The organism is Enterobacter sp. PL1, from assembly GCF_945957325.1.
Classification (GTDB): Bacteria; Pseudomonadota; Gammaproteobacteria; order Enterobacterales; family Enterobacteriaceae; genus Enterobacter; species Enterobacter roggenkampii.
In genome coordinates, this window is sequence record NZ_CAMFKT010000003.1 from 137,808 (window position 1) to 153,031 (window position 15,224).

Consider the following 15,224-nt stretch of genomic DNA (forward strand, 5'->3'; position numbering starts at 1 on the left):
TAGCGGCTTACGCCGCAACACAATGGAAGGTTTCGATAATGAAATTCCGCATGACTCTGGCTCTGGCCCTTTTTTCTTTAAGCACAGCATCCTTCGCAAATTCTCTCTGTCAGGAGAAAGAACAGGATATTCAGCGTGAGATCGGTTATGCCGAAAAGCATAACAATCAGCACCGTGTTGATGGTCTTAAAAAAGCGCTGAGCGAAGTGAAAGCGAACTGTTCAGACAGCAAGCTGCGTGCCGACCACCAGAAGAAAATCGCTGAACAGAAGGACGAGATAGCCGAGCGCCGTCGCGACCTGCAGGAAGCGAAAGAGAAAGGGGATGCGGAAAAAATTGCTAAGCGCGAGAAGAAGTTGAAAGAAGCGCAGGACGACCTGAAAGCGCTGGAAGCTCGCGATTATTGAGTTAACGGAAATCTCAACAGGAGAGAATCATGTCAAAAGATACGACGTCTGAACATCTGCGCGCTGAACTGAAATCCCTGGCCGATACCCTGGAAGAGGTGCTGAACTCCTCTGCTGACAAGTCAAAAGAAGAGGTCAGCAAGCTGCGCAGCAAGGCGGAGCAGGCGCTGAAAGAGAGCCGCTATCGCCTGGGTGAAACCGGCGATGCGCTGGCAAAACAGACCCGCGAAGCGGCCGCGCGTGCGGACGAATACGTGCGTGATAATCCATGGACGGGTGTCGGAATTGGTGCCGCAGTCGGTGTGGTACTGGGTGTCCTGCTGACGCGTCGTTGATATGGAAGATCCTCGTCACGCACAAGGGCCTGCTAACAACGTCCTCGGCATCGGCCAGCGTATTTTGACGACGCTGGTCGGGATTGCCGAAACGCGCGTCCGGCTGGCAGTGGTCGAACTGGAGGAGGAGAAAGCGAACCTCTTCCAGATGCTGCTGATGCTTGGACTGACCATGCTCTTCGCCGCGTTTGGTCTGATGAGCCTGATGGTGTTAATCATCTGGGCCATTGACCCGCAGTATCGTCTTAACGCCATGATTGCCACGACCGTCGTTCTGCTGGTCGCGGCGCTGATTGGCGGCATATGGACGCTGCGTAAAGCGCGTAAGTCCACGTTCCTGCGCCATACGCGTCAGGAGCTGGCTAACGATCGCGCCCTGCTGGAGGATGACAAGCCGTGAGCGGTAAAGCCGAACGTCAAAAGCGAAAAGCGTACCTGCTAAGCCAGATCCAGCAGCAACGGCTGGATCTGTCGGCCAGCCGTCGCGACTGGCTTGACGCGACGCGACGGTTTGACCGGGGCTGGAACACCTTCCTGAGCCTGCGTTCATGGGCGCTGGTCGGTAGCAGCGTGATGGCTATCTGGACGGTTCGTCATCCAAATATGCTCATCCGCTGGGCGCGCCGTGGTTTTGGTGCCTGGAGCGCCTGGCGTCTGGTGAAAGCCACGATCCGTCAGCAGCAATTACGCTAGCCTTCTCGCCGGGTGGCGGCTACGCCTTACCCGGCCTACTTACACGCGTAGGACGGGTAAGCGCAGCGCCACCCGGCAAAATCCTCCCCCTTCCTTACTCAATATCTTTGAAGAAGATTGACAGTTTTCCTTGCTAACAATCGCCCACCGTCACGTTTATGATGCTCTCCATCGACAGCAACGACGCGGTATCTACCCGGAATTGCAGACAAATAACGTTCAGCCGCTGATGTGGTTTCCTGGAGAGTAAAATGAAAAAATTAGAAGATGTTGGTGTACTGGTCGCGCGTATTCTGATGCCAATTCTGTTCATCGTGGCAGGTTGGGGCAAAATCACCGGTTATGCGGGTACCCAGCAGTATATGGAAGCCATGGGCGTTCCGGGGTTCCTGTTGCCACTGACCATTCTTCTTGAGTTCGGCGGCGGCCTGGCAGTGCTGTTCGGCTTCCTGACCCGCACCACCGCGCTGTTTACCGCAGGCTTCACCCTGCTGACCGCGTTCATCTTCCACAGCAACTTTGCGGAAGGCGTGAACTCACTGATGTTCATGAAAAACCTGACCATCGCGGGTGGCTTCCTGCTGCTGGCCGTCACTGGCCCGGGCGCATACAGCATCGACCGCGTTCTGAATAAGAAATGGTAAGCACGCTATACTGAATAAACACAAAGCGAGGAGACATCTCCTCGCTTTTGCTATCTGACGGAGGAGAAAAAATGGGACAACTCGTAGACGGCGTCTGGCAGGATGTCTGGTATGACACCAAATCCACCGGAGGTCGCTTTAAGCGCTCTGTTTCGGCCTTCCGTAACTGGCTGACCGCCGACGGCGCACCAGGCCCGAGCGGCGAAGGCGGCTTCGCGGCTGAGAAAGATCGTTATCATCTTTATGTTTCCCTCGCCTGCCCGTGGGCCCACCGCACGCTGATCGTGCGCAAGCTTAAAGGTCTCGAATCCTTCATTCCGGTTTCCGTGGTCAACCCGCTAATGCTGGAAAATGGCTGGACGTTTGACAGTGATTTCCCTGCGGCAACCGGCGACGATCTTTATCACCACGATTTCCTGTACCAGCTATATCTGCGCGCCGATCCGCACTACACCGGGCGCGTGACCGTGCCGGTGCTGTGGGACAAGAAAAACCAGACGATTGTCAGCAATGAGTCTGCGGAAATCATCCGCATGTTCAATACCGCGTTTGACGCGCACGGCGCCCGTGCCGGAGATTACTATCCGGTGGAACTGCGCGAGAAAATTGATGAGCTGAACGGCTGGATTTACGACAACGTCAATAACGGTGTCTATAAGGCCGGTTTCGCCACCAGCCAGGAAGCGTATGACGAAGCGGTCGGAAAGGTGTTTGAATCGCTGGAACGCCTGGAACAGATCCTGGGCCAGCATCGCTACCTGACGGGCGATCGCCTGACGGAAGCGGACATTCGCCTGTGGACCACGCTGGTTCGCTTTGATCCGGTCTATGTCACCCACTTTAAGTGCGACAAGCACCGCATCAGCGACTACCTGAACCTGCATGGTTTCCTGCGCGACATCTACCAGATGCCGGGCATCGCGGAGACGGTCGACTTCGACCATATTCGCACCCACTATTTCCGCAGCCACAAGACCATCAACCCGACGGGTATTATCTCCATCGGTCCGTGGCAGGATCTGGATGAACTGCACGGGCGCGACGTCCGTTTTGGATAAATATTAAGGGCATCACCAGATGCCCTTTTTTAATTCACAATCTCCATCTATTCTTACCTCGATCGCTTAGAAAACAAGTGATTGACTGACTAATGAGGCAAGGAAAATGGACTGGTATTTAAAAGTACTGCGCAACTACATTGGATTTGGTGGCCGCGCCCGCCGCAAAGAGTACTGGATGTTCGTTCTGGTGAACTTCATCCTCATCATGGTGCTGGGTATTGTGGATAAAATTCTTGGCTGGGAGCGGGCTGGCGGTGAAGGCGTGCTGACCACCATTTATGGCCTGTTAGTCCTGCTGCCATCGTGGGCGGTATTGTTCCGTCGGCTGCACGACACCGATCGTTCAGCGTGGTGGCTATTGCTGCTGTTGATCCCGATAGTGGGCTGGATCGTGATTCTTATCTTCAACTGCCAGAGCGGCACCCCAGGTGAAAACCGCTTTGGTCCCGATCCTAAGATCGGCGCGTAAAATAACGCCCGGTGGCGCTTACGCTTACCGGGCCTACTCGTTTATTTATTGTGGTGGGCGAAGAGTTTGGGTATTTCGCGCAGGCACCATGATTTGGCTTCGCCCATGCTGTCGCGACGCCACGCCATAATGATATCCACTTCGCTGGTGTACTCCGGACTCACGACCCGCAGCCGCCCTTCCGCAATATCTTTCTCCACAAACGGGTACGGCATCGTCGCCACGCCCAGACCGGCCAGCAGCGCCTGCCGTTTGTCTTCCAGTGAGGTCACCGTCAGACGTGGCTGTTTATCCAGCAGCTGCACCGTCAGCACCGGACGCTCGCGCGCGGTATCCGCGACCGCCACGCCGCGATATTTCACGCGCGTCACTTCGGAGAGCGGCTCCGGCTCCTGGTGAATCGGATGGTTGGGGGCGGCAACGTAGACGTTCATGACGCTGTAGAGCTTGCGCGAGTTGATTTCCGATGAGGAACGGAAGTGCATGTCCGGCGCAATAACGATATCTGCCCTGCCCGTCTCCAGGCGCTCCCATGCCCCTGCCAGCACCTCGGTGATGATCGACAGCTGCGTATTAGCCTTCGCCGCCAGGCGGTCCACCAGCGGAAACAGCGCTTCGGTCGGCACCAGCGCTTCGGCCACGAGCGTCAGATGGGTTTCCCAACCGCGCGCCAGCGCTTCGGCGTCAGTCGTCAGCTTATCCGCCGCTTCCAGCAGCACGCGGCCGCGCTCCAGCAGCATTCGGCCGACATTGGTGAATTTTGTTCGATGACCGGAGCGGTCAAAAAGCACCACGTCCAGCTCTTCCTCCAGCTTCTGCATGGTGTAGCTCAGCGCAGACGGAACGCGCCCCAGTTCATCGGCCGCCGCCGCAAAACTGCCGCGTCGGTCAATCGCGTCCATGACGCGAAGCGCCTCAAGCGTCAATGCTCTCTCTTTAGCCATCTCGTTCTCATTCAGGAAATTTGAACATACCAGGCAGAATATCTGGCTAACAATGAAGCGTCCATACCTTTACCATTGTTTTAGTGTAAAGAGAGGTCAAGTTTATGATTACGACAAGAACAGCTAAACAGTGCGGACAAGCCGATTTCGGTTGGCTGCAGGCCCGCTACACCTTTTCCTTTGGACACTACTTTGACCCTAAACTCCTCGGTTACGCTTCACTGCGCGTGTTGAACCAGGAAGTGCTCGCCCCGGGCGCCTCCTTCCAGCCGCGTACGTACCCGAAAGTCGATATCCTGAACCTGATCCTGGAAGGCGAGGCAGAATACCGCGATAGCGAGGGCAATCATGTCCAGGCAAAGGCTGGCGAAGCGCTGTTAATTTCCACGCAGCCGGGCATCAGCTACAGCGAGCATAACCTCAGCAAAGACAAAACGCTGACCCGCATGCAGCTGTGGCTCGACGCCTGCCCTGAGCGGGAAAATCCGCTGGTACAGAAGTTAGATTTAACGGGCGATAAGCAGCAGCTGATTGCATCCCCTGATGGCAGCAAAGGGAGCCTGCAGCTGCGTCAGCAGGTGTGGCTGCACCATATCGAGCTGAAGAAAGGTGAGCAGGCAAGCTTCCAGCTTCACGGCCCGCGCGCCTATCTGCAGTCGATTCACGGTACGGTGCATGCGGTGACGCACGCGGAAGAGAAAGAAGCGCTCACCTGCGGCGACGGCGCGTTTATTCGTGATGAAGCGAATATTACCCTGGTGGCGGATACGCCGCTGCGCGCGCTGCTGATTGATTTGCCGGTTTAAAGAACGCCCTCACCCTAACCCTCTCCCACAGGAGAGGGAACCGATAGAGCCCTGAACTCGCTACACCTTACTCGCCATGATCTCAATAATCTGCCGGTCCGTGGCCTGCATCGAGCGGCACGCCAGGGCGCACAGGTTCGCGATCGACTGCTCCACATCGTGCGCGACAATCCCCTCGTTGCCCGTCACGCCCGACTCATCCAGCGCCATCATCACCGCTTTCCAGGCGCTGCTGACGCTGGTGGAGACCTTCATGGCGCAGCTGTTTGACGCCCCGTCGCAGATCATCCCGCTGACGTCACCGATCATACTGCCGATCGCCATTGCGATGGTCTGGTAACGGCCACCCATCAGCCACGCCATGCCCGCCGCAGCGCCCATCGCCGCCGTTGTCGCCGCGCACAGTGCGGACAGGCGAGGAAGCTGGTGATGGATATAGATCGCGGACAGATGCGACAGCATCAGCGCCCGCGCCAGCCGTTCGTCACCGGCCTGAAGGTGCTCAGCCACAACAACGACGGGCATGGTGGCGGTGATCCCCTGGTTACCGGAGCCCGAATTGCTCATCGCCGGCAGCGTTGCGCCCCCCATCCGGGCATCCGAGGCGGCGCTGGTGCGAATAACAATGTCTGAACCCAGATCCTGCGCCAGCCATCCGCGCGAGCGCTGCTTCTCAAGCGTTGCGCCAATATGCAGCCCCCACTTCCCGCTGAGCCCTTCGCGGGAGAGCGCATCGTTCAGTTGCCCTGCTTTCAGGATGAAGCGAATGGCCTCAAACGGCACCTGCTCGACAAATTCCAGGATCTGCGACAGCGTAGCGTGCGACAGTACTGCCAGCGGGTTGTCATCCACCTCGGTCACGGGCTTATCCAGCGTAAAGCGCGTTTCCCCCTGGCAAACCACTTCCACCACCCGGGTATGCCCGCCCGCGATGGTCACCATTGCCGAGAGATCCCCGGCATAAACGCAGGCGCGGGAATAGAGGATCTCATCGCAGGGCTCCTGCAGTTTTACCTGCACTTGCCCTGCCTCAAGCAGGGCTTTGGCGCGGACCAGTGCATCGGCTGTGGCATTTTTCAACACCTCCAGTCCGGCGTGCGCGTTACCGCCAATCGCGCCCAGCGCCGCCGCAATCGGTAATCCGACCATGCCGGTACCCGGTACCGTCACGCCCAGCCCGTTTTTCATCAGGTTCGGCGAGACCCACGCCTCAATCCGTGTGACCTCCCCCGGCAGAAGGTCTGCGGCAGTCGCACAGGCCAGTGCCAGAGAGACGGGTTCGGTGCACCCAAGGGCAGGCTTCACTTCTTCCTGCACCGCGCGAATAAATTGATTCCATAAAGGATGAGTTTGCTCAGACATCGTTACGACCTTAATTACCCTCAGGAGAATGCGAGGAAAGGAGAAACACAAAGCAGCAGTCCGGTGATGACAATAATCACCAGCGATACGCCTTTATATTTATGCAGCGCCGGTACCTTGTAGACCAGCCATGCCGGGATCAGACAGCCCACCATGCCGAAGATGGGGCTACAGATGGAGGTGAAGCTCAACACCGGCGCGTTCAGGACTATCGCGCTCCAGGCCAGCAGAATGGCGAACAGCATAATCCCGCGCTGGACGGCGTTTTCATTGATTCTTTCTGCCGGCATTTTGCGGCGCAGGATGTTCATGACGATACCCTGCGTGGCCTCGCGGAAGCCGAGGTAGACGCCGAAGAACGCGGTCATCACGGCGAAGATATTGAGGATCACGCTGACGATTTTGACCCAGCCCGCGCCGTCGCCGCTGATAAACTGCGCCGCAATCGCCAGGGCAGAGATATTCTGCTCGTAGGCTTTGACCGCCTCATCGTGCCCCATCGCCAGGGTGAAAGAGACGGCATAGAAGAAGACCGTCACAAACAGGACACCAAAAGCAATGTTCATCGCCCGCAGCGCCTTATGGCGCGCCACCTCCACCGATTTTTCACGCGAGCGGTAAGAGATCACCATCGGGCTGAGGGTCTGAATAAAGAGAATGGAGGTTAAGGTAAAGGGCAGCGTAATGATGGCGTTTTTAATCAGCAGCCCCATCGGCGGCAGCATGCCCACGTTGGCTAAATGCCAGAGGCCGATCATCGACAGGCCCAGCGCGGCAACTACGAATAATTTGGTCAGCACCATCAGGCTGGACACTTTAAACAGCAGCTTTTCACCGCGTGAAGAAATCGCGACCAGAATGCAAATCAGGAATAAACCGTAGAACGGATTTTCCGAGAGCAAACCGTCGGTCACGCCGAAGGTGTGCAAATACGAGGCGCTGTCGTTGGTAATGGCCGTGGAATAGACAAACATCCAGATCACCAGCATCACGAAATAGAGCGCACCTAATAAAATCCCCCAGTTCTTACCCAAATACCCGCTAATTACGCTCGGGTAGTCTTTGCATTCCGGGGATTCTGCCAGCGTGTTAATAAACAACCGTTGGAATAAATACATGGCGGGATAACCAATAATGGACGAGAGCAAAAATACCCACAGCCCCATTAATCCGACTTGTACCGGGAGAAAAACAATCCCCGCGCCGATAGCCATCCCAATACTCATGATGACCCAACCCGTGTCGGTGCTGTCGAATTTGATCGCCTCTCGCCACTCGCTTTCACTCATTCCCGCCCGCCTTGCCGCAGGGGAATCATTCACAATGACACTGCTGTTTGTTGCCGTATCCATGGGGCACTCGCTTATTTTGTAGGGTAAACAGTTGTTTTTATAAGGTTCCGATCGCCAGCGATGGCGATTCAGATGGCAGCAGGTGCTTGTTATTGATGTGAGAAAATCTTAACCGGAGCGAGGGAGAAAAAAGTCACAATTTTTATGTGGTTTTTCTGCATTGAGAGTAAAACATTCTATTAAACCATAAAAAACAGATAGTATTTTCTAAAAGTGATGCAGTTCAAAAAAATCATATCATCATTAAAACGATAATATTTCAGAATTTATAAAGATGGATCACCTCCTCTCAGCCATTACTTTTTTATAGGATGATATTTCAACAAACCACCTGATGATTACGGTTATACTATGGACAGCGTTGAAGAGCTCAATGGAACCTACTTTTATAAAGGTGTATGCAACATCTCAGCATCTGAGTTATTTTTTTGGATTTTTCTGGATGCCACCGATGAACAGTTCGGCGGATTAAAGGATGTCATAATGATGGCCACTATGATTCTTGGTTTACCGATACTTGAAACCAGAACAAAGCCAGAAACGGCTACAATCGGCACATCTGTGGCATCTAAATACCTGCGAGATCTACTGAATGTACAGCTACCACATCGACTACCTACAATTACACTTGCAAGCTTTAAATACCGAAAACCAATGTATACCAAAAACTTAGGTGCGTTCATTGGCCGTTGGATACCTGCTCTAGGGATAACCATACTTGCTGCAGATGTTGCAATGATAAGTTACAAAACGCTTTCAAGATATAATACGATTGCTCACCCAAAAGACCGGATTTGGTGAAGATGAACAGTGAAGCTGATGTTTTAAAATTCTTCAGGGACAATTTACCAGAACAAGGAACATTTACCGGTAAGCGAATCCCACTTGAGATGGATGATGTTCTACAGGATTACACCGACCTGGATGATATCGTATATGCGATTGAGAGATTCGAAAAAGAGTACCTTATCGAAGTTAACACAGAAAATTATTTCCCCTGGACTCAAACCTGGTTTTTCAGGAAATGGTTTACTAAAGAACCGGTTGAGCAAATATCAAAACCATTGACGGTAAGAATGTTTGCCGACGCGGTTAAAGCAGGTAAATGGATACACGATTGATATTTTGAAGGAGTATTTATAATGGCCGTACCTGTTCACATTTGGTTCTATGACGACGCTGGTTCACTCATTAAAGGTTCATGTGATGTTCAGGATCGTGAAGGGAGTATTGAAATTAGAGGTTTAACCCATAATTTGAGTATTCCAACCGACCCACTCTCCGGAAGATTAACCGGAACGAGGAAACACGCTCCTTTTCTTTTCGAGAAGGAAATTGATAGCTCATCTCCCTATCTTTATAAGGCGGTAGCGACAGGACAAAACCTTAAGAAAGTTGAGATTAGATATTACCGAATTAATGACGCAGGTTTGGAGGTAGAATATTTTAAAACTGAGCTGGACTGTGTGAAAGTTGTCTCTATCTCCCCAATTGTTAACGATACTCGTCACTGTCCTGGTACTGGCCACCTTGAATCTATTCAATTGCGCTACGAAAAAGCGACCTGGACCTATTGCGACGGGAACATTCAATTCTCTGATGCCTGGAATGAACGTGTATCAGCATGAAAGTCAGGATCATTCCTCACAGAATCTAATTAAAGCGATTCTGTGAGGTTTCAGTTTAAATGATTGATTCCTGCTTACTCAGCCAGCGCGTTAGCCATATCCGTTCTAATCTGTTTGCGCTGTTCCGCCGTCAATACCTGGCTGACGTCGAAGTAATATTTCACGCGGTAATAGCGGGTCTGCTCTTCAATTTTGCTGAATGCACTAAGCTGGCTTTTCACCGTGCTTTCGTCCCATTTGCCCGCCTGGAACATGTCGATCAGCGCACCGTCCTTCACGCCCGCCATCGGGATCTTGCTGACATTTTGTTCCAGCTGCTTATGCAGATCTTCAATCTTTTTCACCTGCTCATTGCTGAGCTTCAGGTGCTGTACCAGAGGATCCTGGGACGGTGACGGGGCAGCCTCAACGTTCGCGGCCTGCGCCGTAAAACTGCACACCACCAGTGAAGCAGCAGCCAACGCAATGCGGGTCATTTTCATCATCTTACAGTCCTTACATGCTGTTATAGGAAAAAGCAGGAGCATTGTTTTTCAAGAGCGGATGAATATGTGTGAGTAATTATATAAACAATTTTGTATGTTTAGCGGGCAAAAAAATGCCCCCTGCAGTGAGGGGGCATGAGAGTAGGTTTTCGTCAAATCGCCTGCGTAAACGTCCTCGAAATCACGTCCTGCTGCTGCTCGCGTGTCAGCGCATTAAAGCGCACCGCATAGCCCGAAACGCGGATCGTCAGGTTCGGGTAATTCTCCGGATGCGCAATGGCATCGAGGAGCATCTCCCGGTTCATCACGTTAACGTTCAGGTGCTGCCCACCCTCAATAGACGCTTCGTGATGGAAGTACCCGTCCAGCAGCCCTACCAGGTTGGTTTTGCGCACCAGCTCGTCTTTGCCCAGCGCCTGCGGCACGATGGAGAAGGTGTAAGAGATCCCGTCTTTGGCATACGTGAACGGCAGCTTGGCGACCGACGTTAACGAGGCCACCGCCCCTTTTCTGTCACGGCCGTGCATGGGGTTCGCGCCTGGGGCAAACGGCGTGCCGCCGCGTCGTCCGTCCGGCGTGTTCCCGGTCTTCTGCCCGTAAACCACGTTGGAGGTGATGGTCAGGATCGACTGAGTCGGCACCGCGTTGCGGTAGGTTGGCAGCGCCTGAATTTTCTTCATAAAGCGTTCCACCAGGTCGCAGGCGATGCTGTCCACGCGGTCATCGTTGTTGCCGTACTGCGGGTAATCCCCTTCTATCACGAAATCGACCGCCAGACCGGTATGGTCGCGCACCGGCTTCACCGTGGCGTATTTAATGGCGGACAGGGAATCCGCCGCTACCGACAACCCGGCAATGCCGCAGGCCATGGTGCGGTAAACGTCCCGATCGTGAAGCGCCATCAGCGAGGCTTCGTAGCTGTACTTATCATGCATGTAGTGAATGAGATTCAGGGCGCTGATGTACTGCACCGCCAGCCAGTCCATAAAGTGATCGAGGCTCGCCATTACGGTGTCGTAATCCAGCACGTCGTCCAGCAGCGGCTCGGTTTTCGGCCCCACCTGGATCTTCAGCTTCTCGTCCACCCCGCCGTTGATTGCGTACAGCAGCGTTTTGGCGAGGTTGGCGCGCGCGCCGAAGAACTGCATCTGCTTGCCGATCACCATCGGGCTGACGCAGCAGGCAATGGCGTAGTCGTCGCTGTTGAAGTCCGCACGCATCAGATCGTCGTTCTCATACTGCAGCGACGAGGTAACGATCGACACCTGCGCGGCGTATTTCTTGAACGCGATCGGCAGCTGTTCTGACCAGAGGATCGTCAGGTTCGGCTCCGGCGCGGGGCCCATGGTGTGGAGCGTGTGCAGATAGCGGAAGCTGTTTTTGGTCACCAGCGTGCGGCCGTCCAGCCCCATGCCGCCGATCACTTCCGTGGCCCAGATCGGATCGCCGGAGAAGAGCGTGTCGAATTCCGGCGTGCGCAGGAAGCGCACCATGCGGATCTTCATGATGAAGTGGTCGATCAACTCCTGCGCCTGCACCTCGTTCAGCCGCCCCGCCTGCATGTCGCGTTCGATGTAGATATCGAGGAACGAGGCCGTGCGCCCCAGCGACATGGCTCCGCCGTTCTGGGATTTTACCGCTGCCAGGTAGGCGAAATAGAGCCACTGCACCGCTTCCTGGGCGTTCATCGCCGGGCGTGAGATATCAAAGCCATAGTTCGCCGCCATCTGCTGGATCTGCAGCAGCGCGCGCTTGTGTTCCGCCAGCTCTTCGCGCAGGCGGATCGTCGCCTCCAGATCTTCGCCGCGCTCCAGCCGGCCCTGCAGATCGGCGAACTGAAGCTCACGCTCGCGCACCAGATAGCGGATACCGTAGAGCGCCACGCGGCGGTAATCACCGATAATGCGCCCGCGCCCGTAGCCGTCCGGCAGACCGGTCAGCACGCCGGATTTACGGCAGCGCATCATCTCCGGCGAATAGACGTCAAACACGCCCTGGTTGTGGGTTTTGCGCAGGTCGGTAAACAGGTATTCAAACTGCGGATCCATCTCCCGGCCATAGGCTTCAAACGAGCTGCGGATCATGTTGATCCCGCCGTACGGATGCAGGGCGCGCTTGAGCGGCTTGTCGGTTTGCAGGCCGACGATCGTCTCCAGATCCTGGTCGATGTAGCCCGGCCCGTGGGCCGTAATGGTGGTGGCAATGTTGGTGTCAAAATCCACCGGGGCGTGGGTGGCATTCTCCTGACGAATGCCGACCATCACCTTCTGCCACAGCGCCGTCGTTGCTGGCGTCGCCTGCGCGAGGAAAGCTTCATCGCCTTCATAAGGGGTGTAGTTATGCTGAATAAAATCGCGGACGTTGACGGCGTTTTTCCATTCTTCACCGCGAAACCCGGCCCATGCGTCGCTGTAGGGCGCGACGCCCGTTTCGATTGTTACTTTCATCAGATTCTCGCTTTATCAGGCGTAAGCCGCAGCCGGGGTAACCTTCCCAAGACGGAGGGCGTCCAGCGCGATCATTTTTTCTTCGTTGGTAGGGATCACCGCGCAGACCACGCGGGAGGTATCAGTGGAGATGACGCGCTCACCCGCGCTGCCCGGCAGGGCATTTTTGGCGTCGTCGAGGCGGATGCCGAACACTTTCAGATGTTCCGCCACCAGCGCGCGGACAAGCGTTGAGTTTTCGCCGATGCCGCCGGTAAAGACCACGCCATCGAGGCGGTGCAGCGACGCCGCGTGCCCGGCGATATGTCGCGCTATACGGTGAACGAAGATCTGGATAGCCAGCTGCGCCCGCTCATTACCGGCGTACCAGGCTTTCTCCAGCGCGCGTAAATCGGAGGAGATGCCGGAGATCCCCAGCAACCCGGACTCTTTGTTGACCACGCGCTCCAGATCCTCAAACGACTGACCGGTCTGCTGGGCAATCCACGCCATCGCGCCAAAATCCACGTCGCCGCAGCGCGTGCCCATCACCAGCCCTTCCAGCGGCGTCATGCCCATGGACGTATCCACGCTCTCGCCGTTACGCACCGCGCAGATGGACGCCCCGTTGCCGAGGTGGGCAATCACCAGGCCGCTGTCATCGGGGGACAGCCCAAGCAGCGAATGCGCCTGCGCGGCTACGTAGCGGTGAGAGGTGCCGTGGAAGCCGTAACGGCGCACGCCCAGCGCTTCAAAATAGCGGTACGGCAAACCGTACAGGTACGCCTGCGGCGGCAGCGTCTGGTGGAAGCTGGTATCAAATACCGCGACCTGCTGCACGCCCGGAAACAGGCGCTCTGCGGCTTCCACGCCGCTCAGGTTGGCGTAGTTATGCAGCGGCGCCAGCGGGGAGACCTGGCGGATCTGCTCAATCACCTCTTCCGTAATCAGGGTCGACTCGCTGAAGAGGTCACCGCCGTGCGCAATGCGGTGGCCAATTAAGGCCACGCTGCTCATCAGGTCACGCTTCTCCAGCTCCAGGGCGATGGCAGCCAGCGCCCCTTCGTAGTCCTGGTGAGCCAGTGTGGCTGGCTCACCCCCGTTCACGGAAATAAAGGCTTTATCCGTGTTGATGCCGTCTGCAATGCCCGTCATCAGGGCGTCGCAGCTGCTGGCATCGAGCACCGAAAACTTAACAGAGGACGAACCGCAGTTAATTACCAGTACAACCGGAAACTCAATCATCATGTGACTCCGCTCTTCCTGAGCAATGGTTTAGAACAGTTTGTAAACGATATTCAGAATGGTCAGCAGGCCCACAACCGTGACGAAGATGTTCTCGGGTTTGCCCTTATATTTCGCCATGGCCGGTGCTTTGCGGATGGCGTACATCGGCAGCAGGCACAGCAGAGAGGCGATGATTGGCGCGCCCATGGCTTCGATAAGGTCGAGAATGTTCGGGTTGGCGTACGCGACAACCCAGGTGGAGCCCATGATGAACACCATGCTGATGGTGTTCAGTTTGCCGACAGAGACCTTCTTCTTATCGCCTTTGTAGCCGAACTTGAGGATCAGGCCATTCAGCCCTTCCAGCGTGCCCAGGTAATGACCGAAGAAAGATTTGAAGATAGCGACCAGGGCAATAATGGAAGCGCCATATTCCAGTACCGTCGCGAACGTCGATTTAGTGCCGGACATGGAGGCAAAGTGGTTCGCCAGGTAAGAGAGCACCGGAATGTTCTGCGCTTTGGCGTCCGCCATGTTCTGCGGAGAGAGCGTAAACAGGCAGCTAAAGGCGAAGAACATCACCACGGCGACCATCAGCATGCTGGCGCGACCGATGATTTTGGAACATTTCTGCTCGGTGAATTCTTTACCGAACTCCGGCTCGTACTCTTCGCGCTTGGAGACCACAAACGAGGAGACGATAGGCGAGAAGTTGAAGGAGAAGACCATGATGGAGATCCCCAGCCACACCGTGACCAGAATGCCGTCATGGCCGGTGAAGGCGATATCGCTCAGGTTGACCTGGTCGATCACCGCGGAGTTCCAGTAAGGGATCAGCGACAGGGAAATCAGCACCAGACTGGCAATAAACGGGAACACCAGGAAGCTCATCACCTTCACCATCAGGTCTTTACCAAACCAGATAACAAAAGCCATCAGCAGCAGCAGGAACAGCGCCACCACGCCGCGGTTTAGCGCAGGCAGCTGGAGCTGGTTTTCCCAGAAGGTCATGAAGGTGTTAGTAATAGTGACGCCGTAAATCCACAGCAGCGGGCAAATGGCAAAGAAGTAGAGGAACGTGATCACCACCCCACCGGTTTTACCGAAATGCTCTTCCACCGTTTCGGTGATGTTGCCGGAGACGTTGCTGCCGGACAGGCAGAGGCGCGCCAGCGCGCGGTGGCAGTAAAACGCTATCGGGAACGCGAGAACCAGCATCAGCAGGATAGGGATTAAGCCCCCAAAGCCTGCGCGAATGGGGAAGAACAGCACGCCTGCGCCAATGGCGGTACCAAACAGGCCAAGCGTCCAGGTGGTATCAGACTTACGCCAGGAGGACGTTTTTGTCTGGCCAACGATAATGCTTTCTGTGTTGCTCATAGGTC

The 15,224-nt window shown here is 55.3% G+C and carries 18 protein-coding genes; 11 read left to right on the forward strand and 7 right to left on the reverse strand.

What is annotated here, in order from left to right; translation table 11 throughout:
• The first annotated feature begins 38 nt into the window (after positions 1-38).
• From N6P30_RS04035 to N6P30_RS04065, 7 genes are all read left to right on the forward strand, one after another.
• Positions 39-407, forward strand: a complete 369-nt coding sequence (locus N6P30_RS04035; protein ID WP_008503142.1) for a DUF1090 domain-containing protein — start codon at positions 39-41, stop codon at positions 405-407.
• A gap of 29 nt (positions 408-436) precedes the next feature.
• On the forward strand, positions 437-742 hold the full coding sequence (locus tag N6P30_RS04040) for a YqjD family protein (RefSeq protein WP_008503141.1): 306 nt from the start codon (positions 437-439) through the stop codon (positions 740-742).
• A 1-nt stretch (position 743) separates the two neighbouring features.
• Entirely contained in the window at positions 744-1,142 is a 399-nt protein-coding gene (locus N6P30_RS04045) for a phage holin family protein (protein ID WP_014885329.1), read from the forward strand.
• The gene (locus tag N6P30_RS04050) at positions 1,139-1,435 is read left to right on the forward strand and encodes a YqjK-like family protein (protein WP_023294632.1); all 297 of its coding nucleotides are present in this window, start codon (positions 1,139-1,141) and stop codon (positions 1,433-1,435) included. The genes N6P30_RS04045 and N6P30_RS04050 overlap by 4 nt, the downstream gene beginning before the upstream one ends.
• 251 nt (positions 1,436-1,686) lie before the next feature.
• Positions 1,687-2,079 carry a DoxX family protein gene (locus tag N6P30_RS04055; protein WP_023294633.1) on the forward strand — a complete coding sequence of 131 codons (393 nt, stop codon included), beginning with the start codon at positions 1,687-1,689 and terminating at the stop codon, positions 2,077-2,079.
• Positions 2,080-2,150: 71 nt separating this feature from the next.
• On the forward strand, positions 2,151-3,137 hold the full coding sequence (locus tag N6P30_RS04060; RefSeq protein ID WP_023294634.1) for a glutathione S-transferase family protein: 987 nt from the start codon (positions 2,151-2,153) through the stop codon (positions 3,135-3,137).
• A 106-nt stretch (positions 3,138-3,243) separates the two neighbouring features.
• Positions 3,244-3,609 (forward strand): DUF805 domain-containing protein, encoded by a 366-nt coding sequence (locus N6P30_RS04065; RefSeq protein WP_023294635.1) that lies wholly within the window; start codon positions 3,244-3,246, stop codon positions 3,607-3,609.
• Positions 3,610-3,650: 41 nt separating this feature from the next.
• On the opposite strand, the gene N6P30_RS04070 is transcribed toward N6P30_RS04065, so the two are convergent.
• Positions 3,651-4,553, reverse strand: a complete 903-nt coding sequence (locus N6P30_RS04070; protein ID WP_023294636.1) for a LysR family transcriptional regulator — start codon at positions 4,551-4,553, stop codon at positions 3,651-3,653.
• 104 nt (positions 4,554-4,657) lie between these two features.
• On the opposite strand from N6P30_RS04070, the gene N6P30_RS04075 reads away from it, so the two are divergent.
• Positions 4,658-5,359 carry a pirin family protein gene (locus tag N6P30_RS04075; protein ID WP_023294637.1) on the forward strand — a complete coding sequence of 234 codons (702 nt, stop codon included), beginning with the start codon at positions 4,658-4,660 and terminating at the stop codon, positions 5,357-5,359.
• Between the two features lie 60 nt (positions 5,360-5,419).
• Here the strand turns inward: N6P30_RS04075 and N6P30_RS04080 are convergent, their stop codons facing one another.
• Both N6P30_RS04080 and N6P30_RS04085 read right to left on the reverse strand, forming a co-directional pair.
• The gene (locus N6P30_RS04080) at positions 5,420-6,721 is read right to left on the reverse strand and encodes a serine dehydratase subunit alpha family protein (RefSeq protein WP_023294638.1); all 1,302 of its coding nucleotides are present in this window, start codon (positions 6,719-6,721) and stop codon (positions 5,420-5,422) included.
• 20 nt (positions 6,722-6,741) lie between these two features.
• Positions 6,742-8,073 (reverse strand): amino acid permease, encoded by a 1,332-nt coding sequence (locus tag N6P30_RS04085; RefSeq protein ID WP_023294639.1) that lies wholly within the window; start codon positions 8,071-8,073, stop codon positions 6,742-6,744.
• 351 nt (positions 8,074-8,424) lie between these two features.
• Between N6P30_RS04085 and N6P30_RS04090 the strand changes: the two genes are divergently transcribed.
• From N6P30_RS04090 to N6P30_RS04100, 3 genes are read left to right on the forward strand one after another with little or no spacing between them, the layout of a single operon-like run.
• A complete protein-coding gene (locus tag N6P30_RS04090; protein ID WP_032653558.1) occupies positions 8,425-8,874 on the forward strand; it encodes an STM2901 family protein in 450 nt (149 codons plus the stop codon).
• Between the two features lie 2 nt (positions 8,875-8,876).
• Entirely contained in the window at positions 8,877-9,194 is a 318-nt protein-coding gene (locus tag N6P30_RS04095) for a DUF1493 family protein (RefSeq protein WP_023294640.1), read from the forward strand.
• Positions 9,195-9,215: 21 nt separating this feature from the next.
• Complete coding sequence (locus N6P30_RS04100; RefSeq protein ID WP_023294641.1) at positions 9,216-9,701, forward strand: Hcp family type VI secretion system effector; 486 nt, start codon at positions 9,216-9,218, stop codon at positions 9,699-9,701.
• A 74-nt stretch (positions 9,702-9,775) separates the two neighbouring features.
• Here N6P30_RS04100 and N6P30_RS04105 read toward each other — a convergent pair whose 3' ends face one another.
• From N6P30_RS04105 to tdcC, 4 genes are all read right to left on the reverse strand, one after another.
• Entirely contained in the window at positions 9,776-10,186 is a 411-nt protein-coding gene (locus tag N6P30_RS04105) for a Spy/CpxP family protein refolding chaperone (RefSeq protein ID WP_023294642.1), read from the reverse strand.
• 152 nt (positions 10,187-10,338) lie between these two features.
• On the reverse strand, positions 10,339-12,633 hold the full coding sequence (pflB, locus tag N6P30_RS04110) for a formate C-acetyltransferase (protein ID WP_023294643.1): 2,295 nt from the start codon (positions 12,631-12,633) through the stop codon (positions 10,339-10,341).
• Positions 12,634-12,648: 15 nt separating this feature from the next.
• Positions 12,649-13,857: a propionate kinase gene (tdcD, locus tag N6P30_RS04115; protein ID WP_023294644.1), complete on the reverse strand. Its 1,209-nt coding sequence runs from the start codon at positions 13,855-13,857 to the stop codon at positions 12,649-12,651.
• 30 nt (positions 13,858-13,887) lie between these two features.
• Positions 13,888-15,219, reverse strand: a complete 1,332-nt coding sequence (gene tdcC / locus N6P30_RS04120; RefSeq protein ID WP_008501506.1) for a threonine/serine transporter TdcC — start codon at positions 15,217-15,219, stop codon at positions 13,888-13,890.
• Between the last annotated feature and the right edge of the window lie 5 nt (positions 15,220-15,224).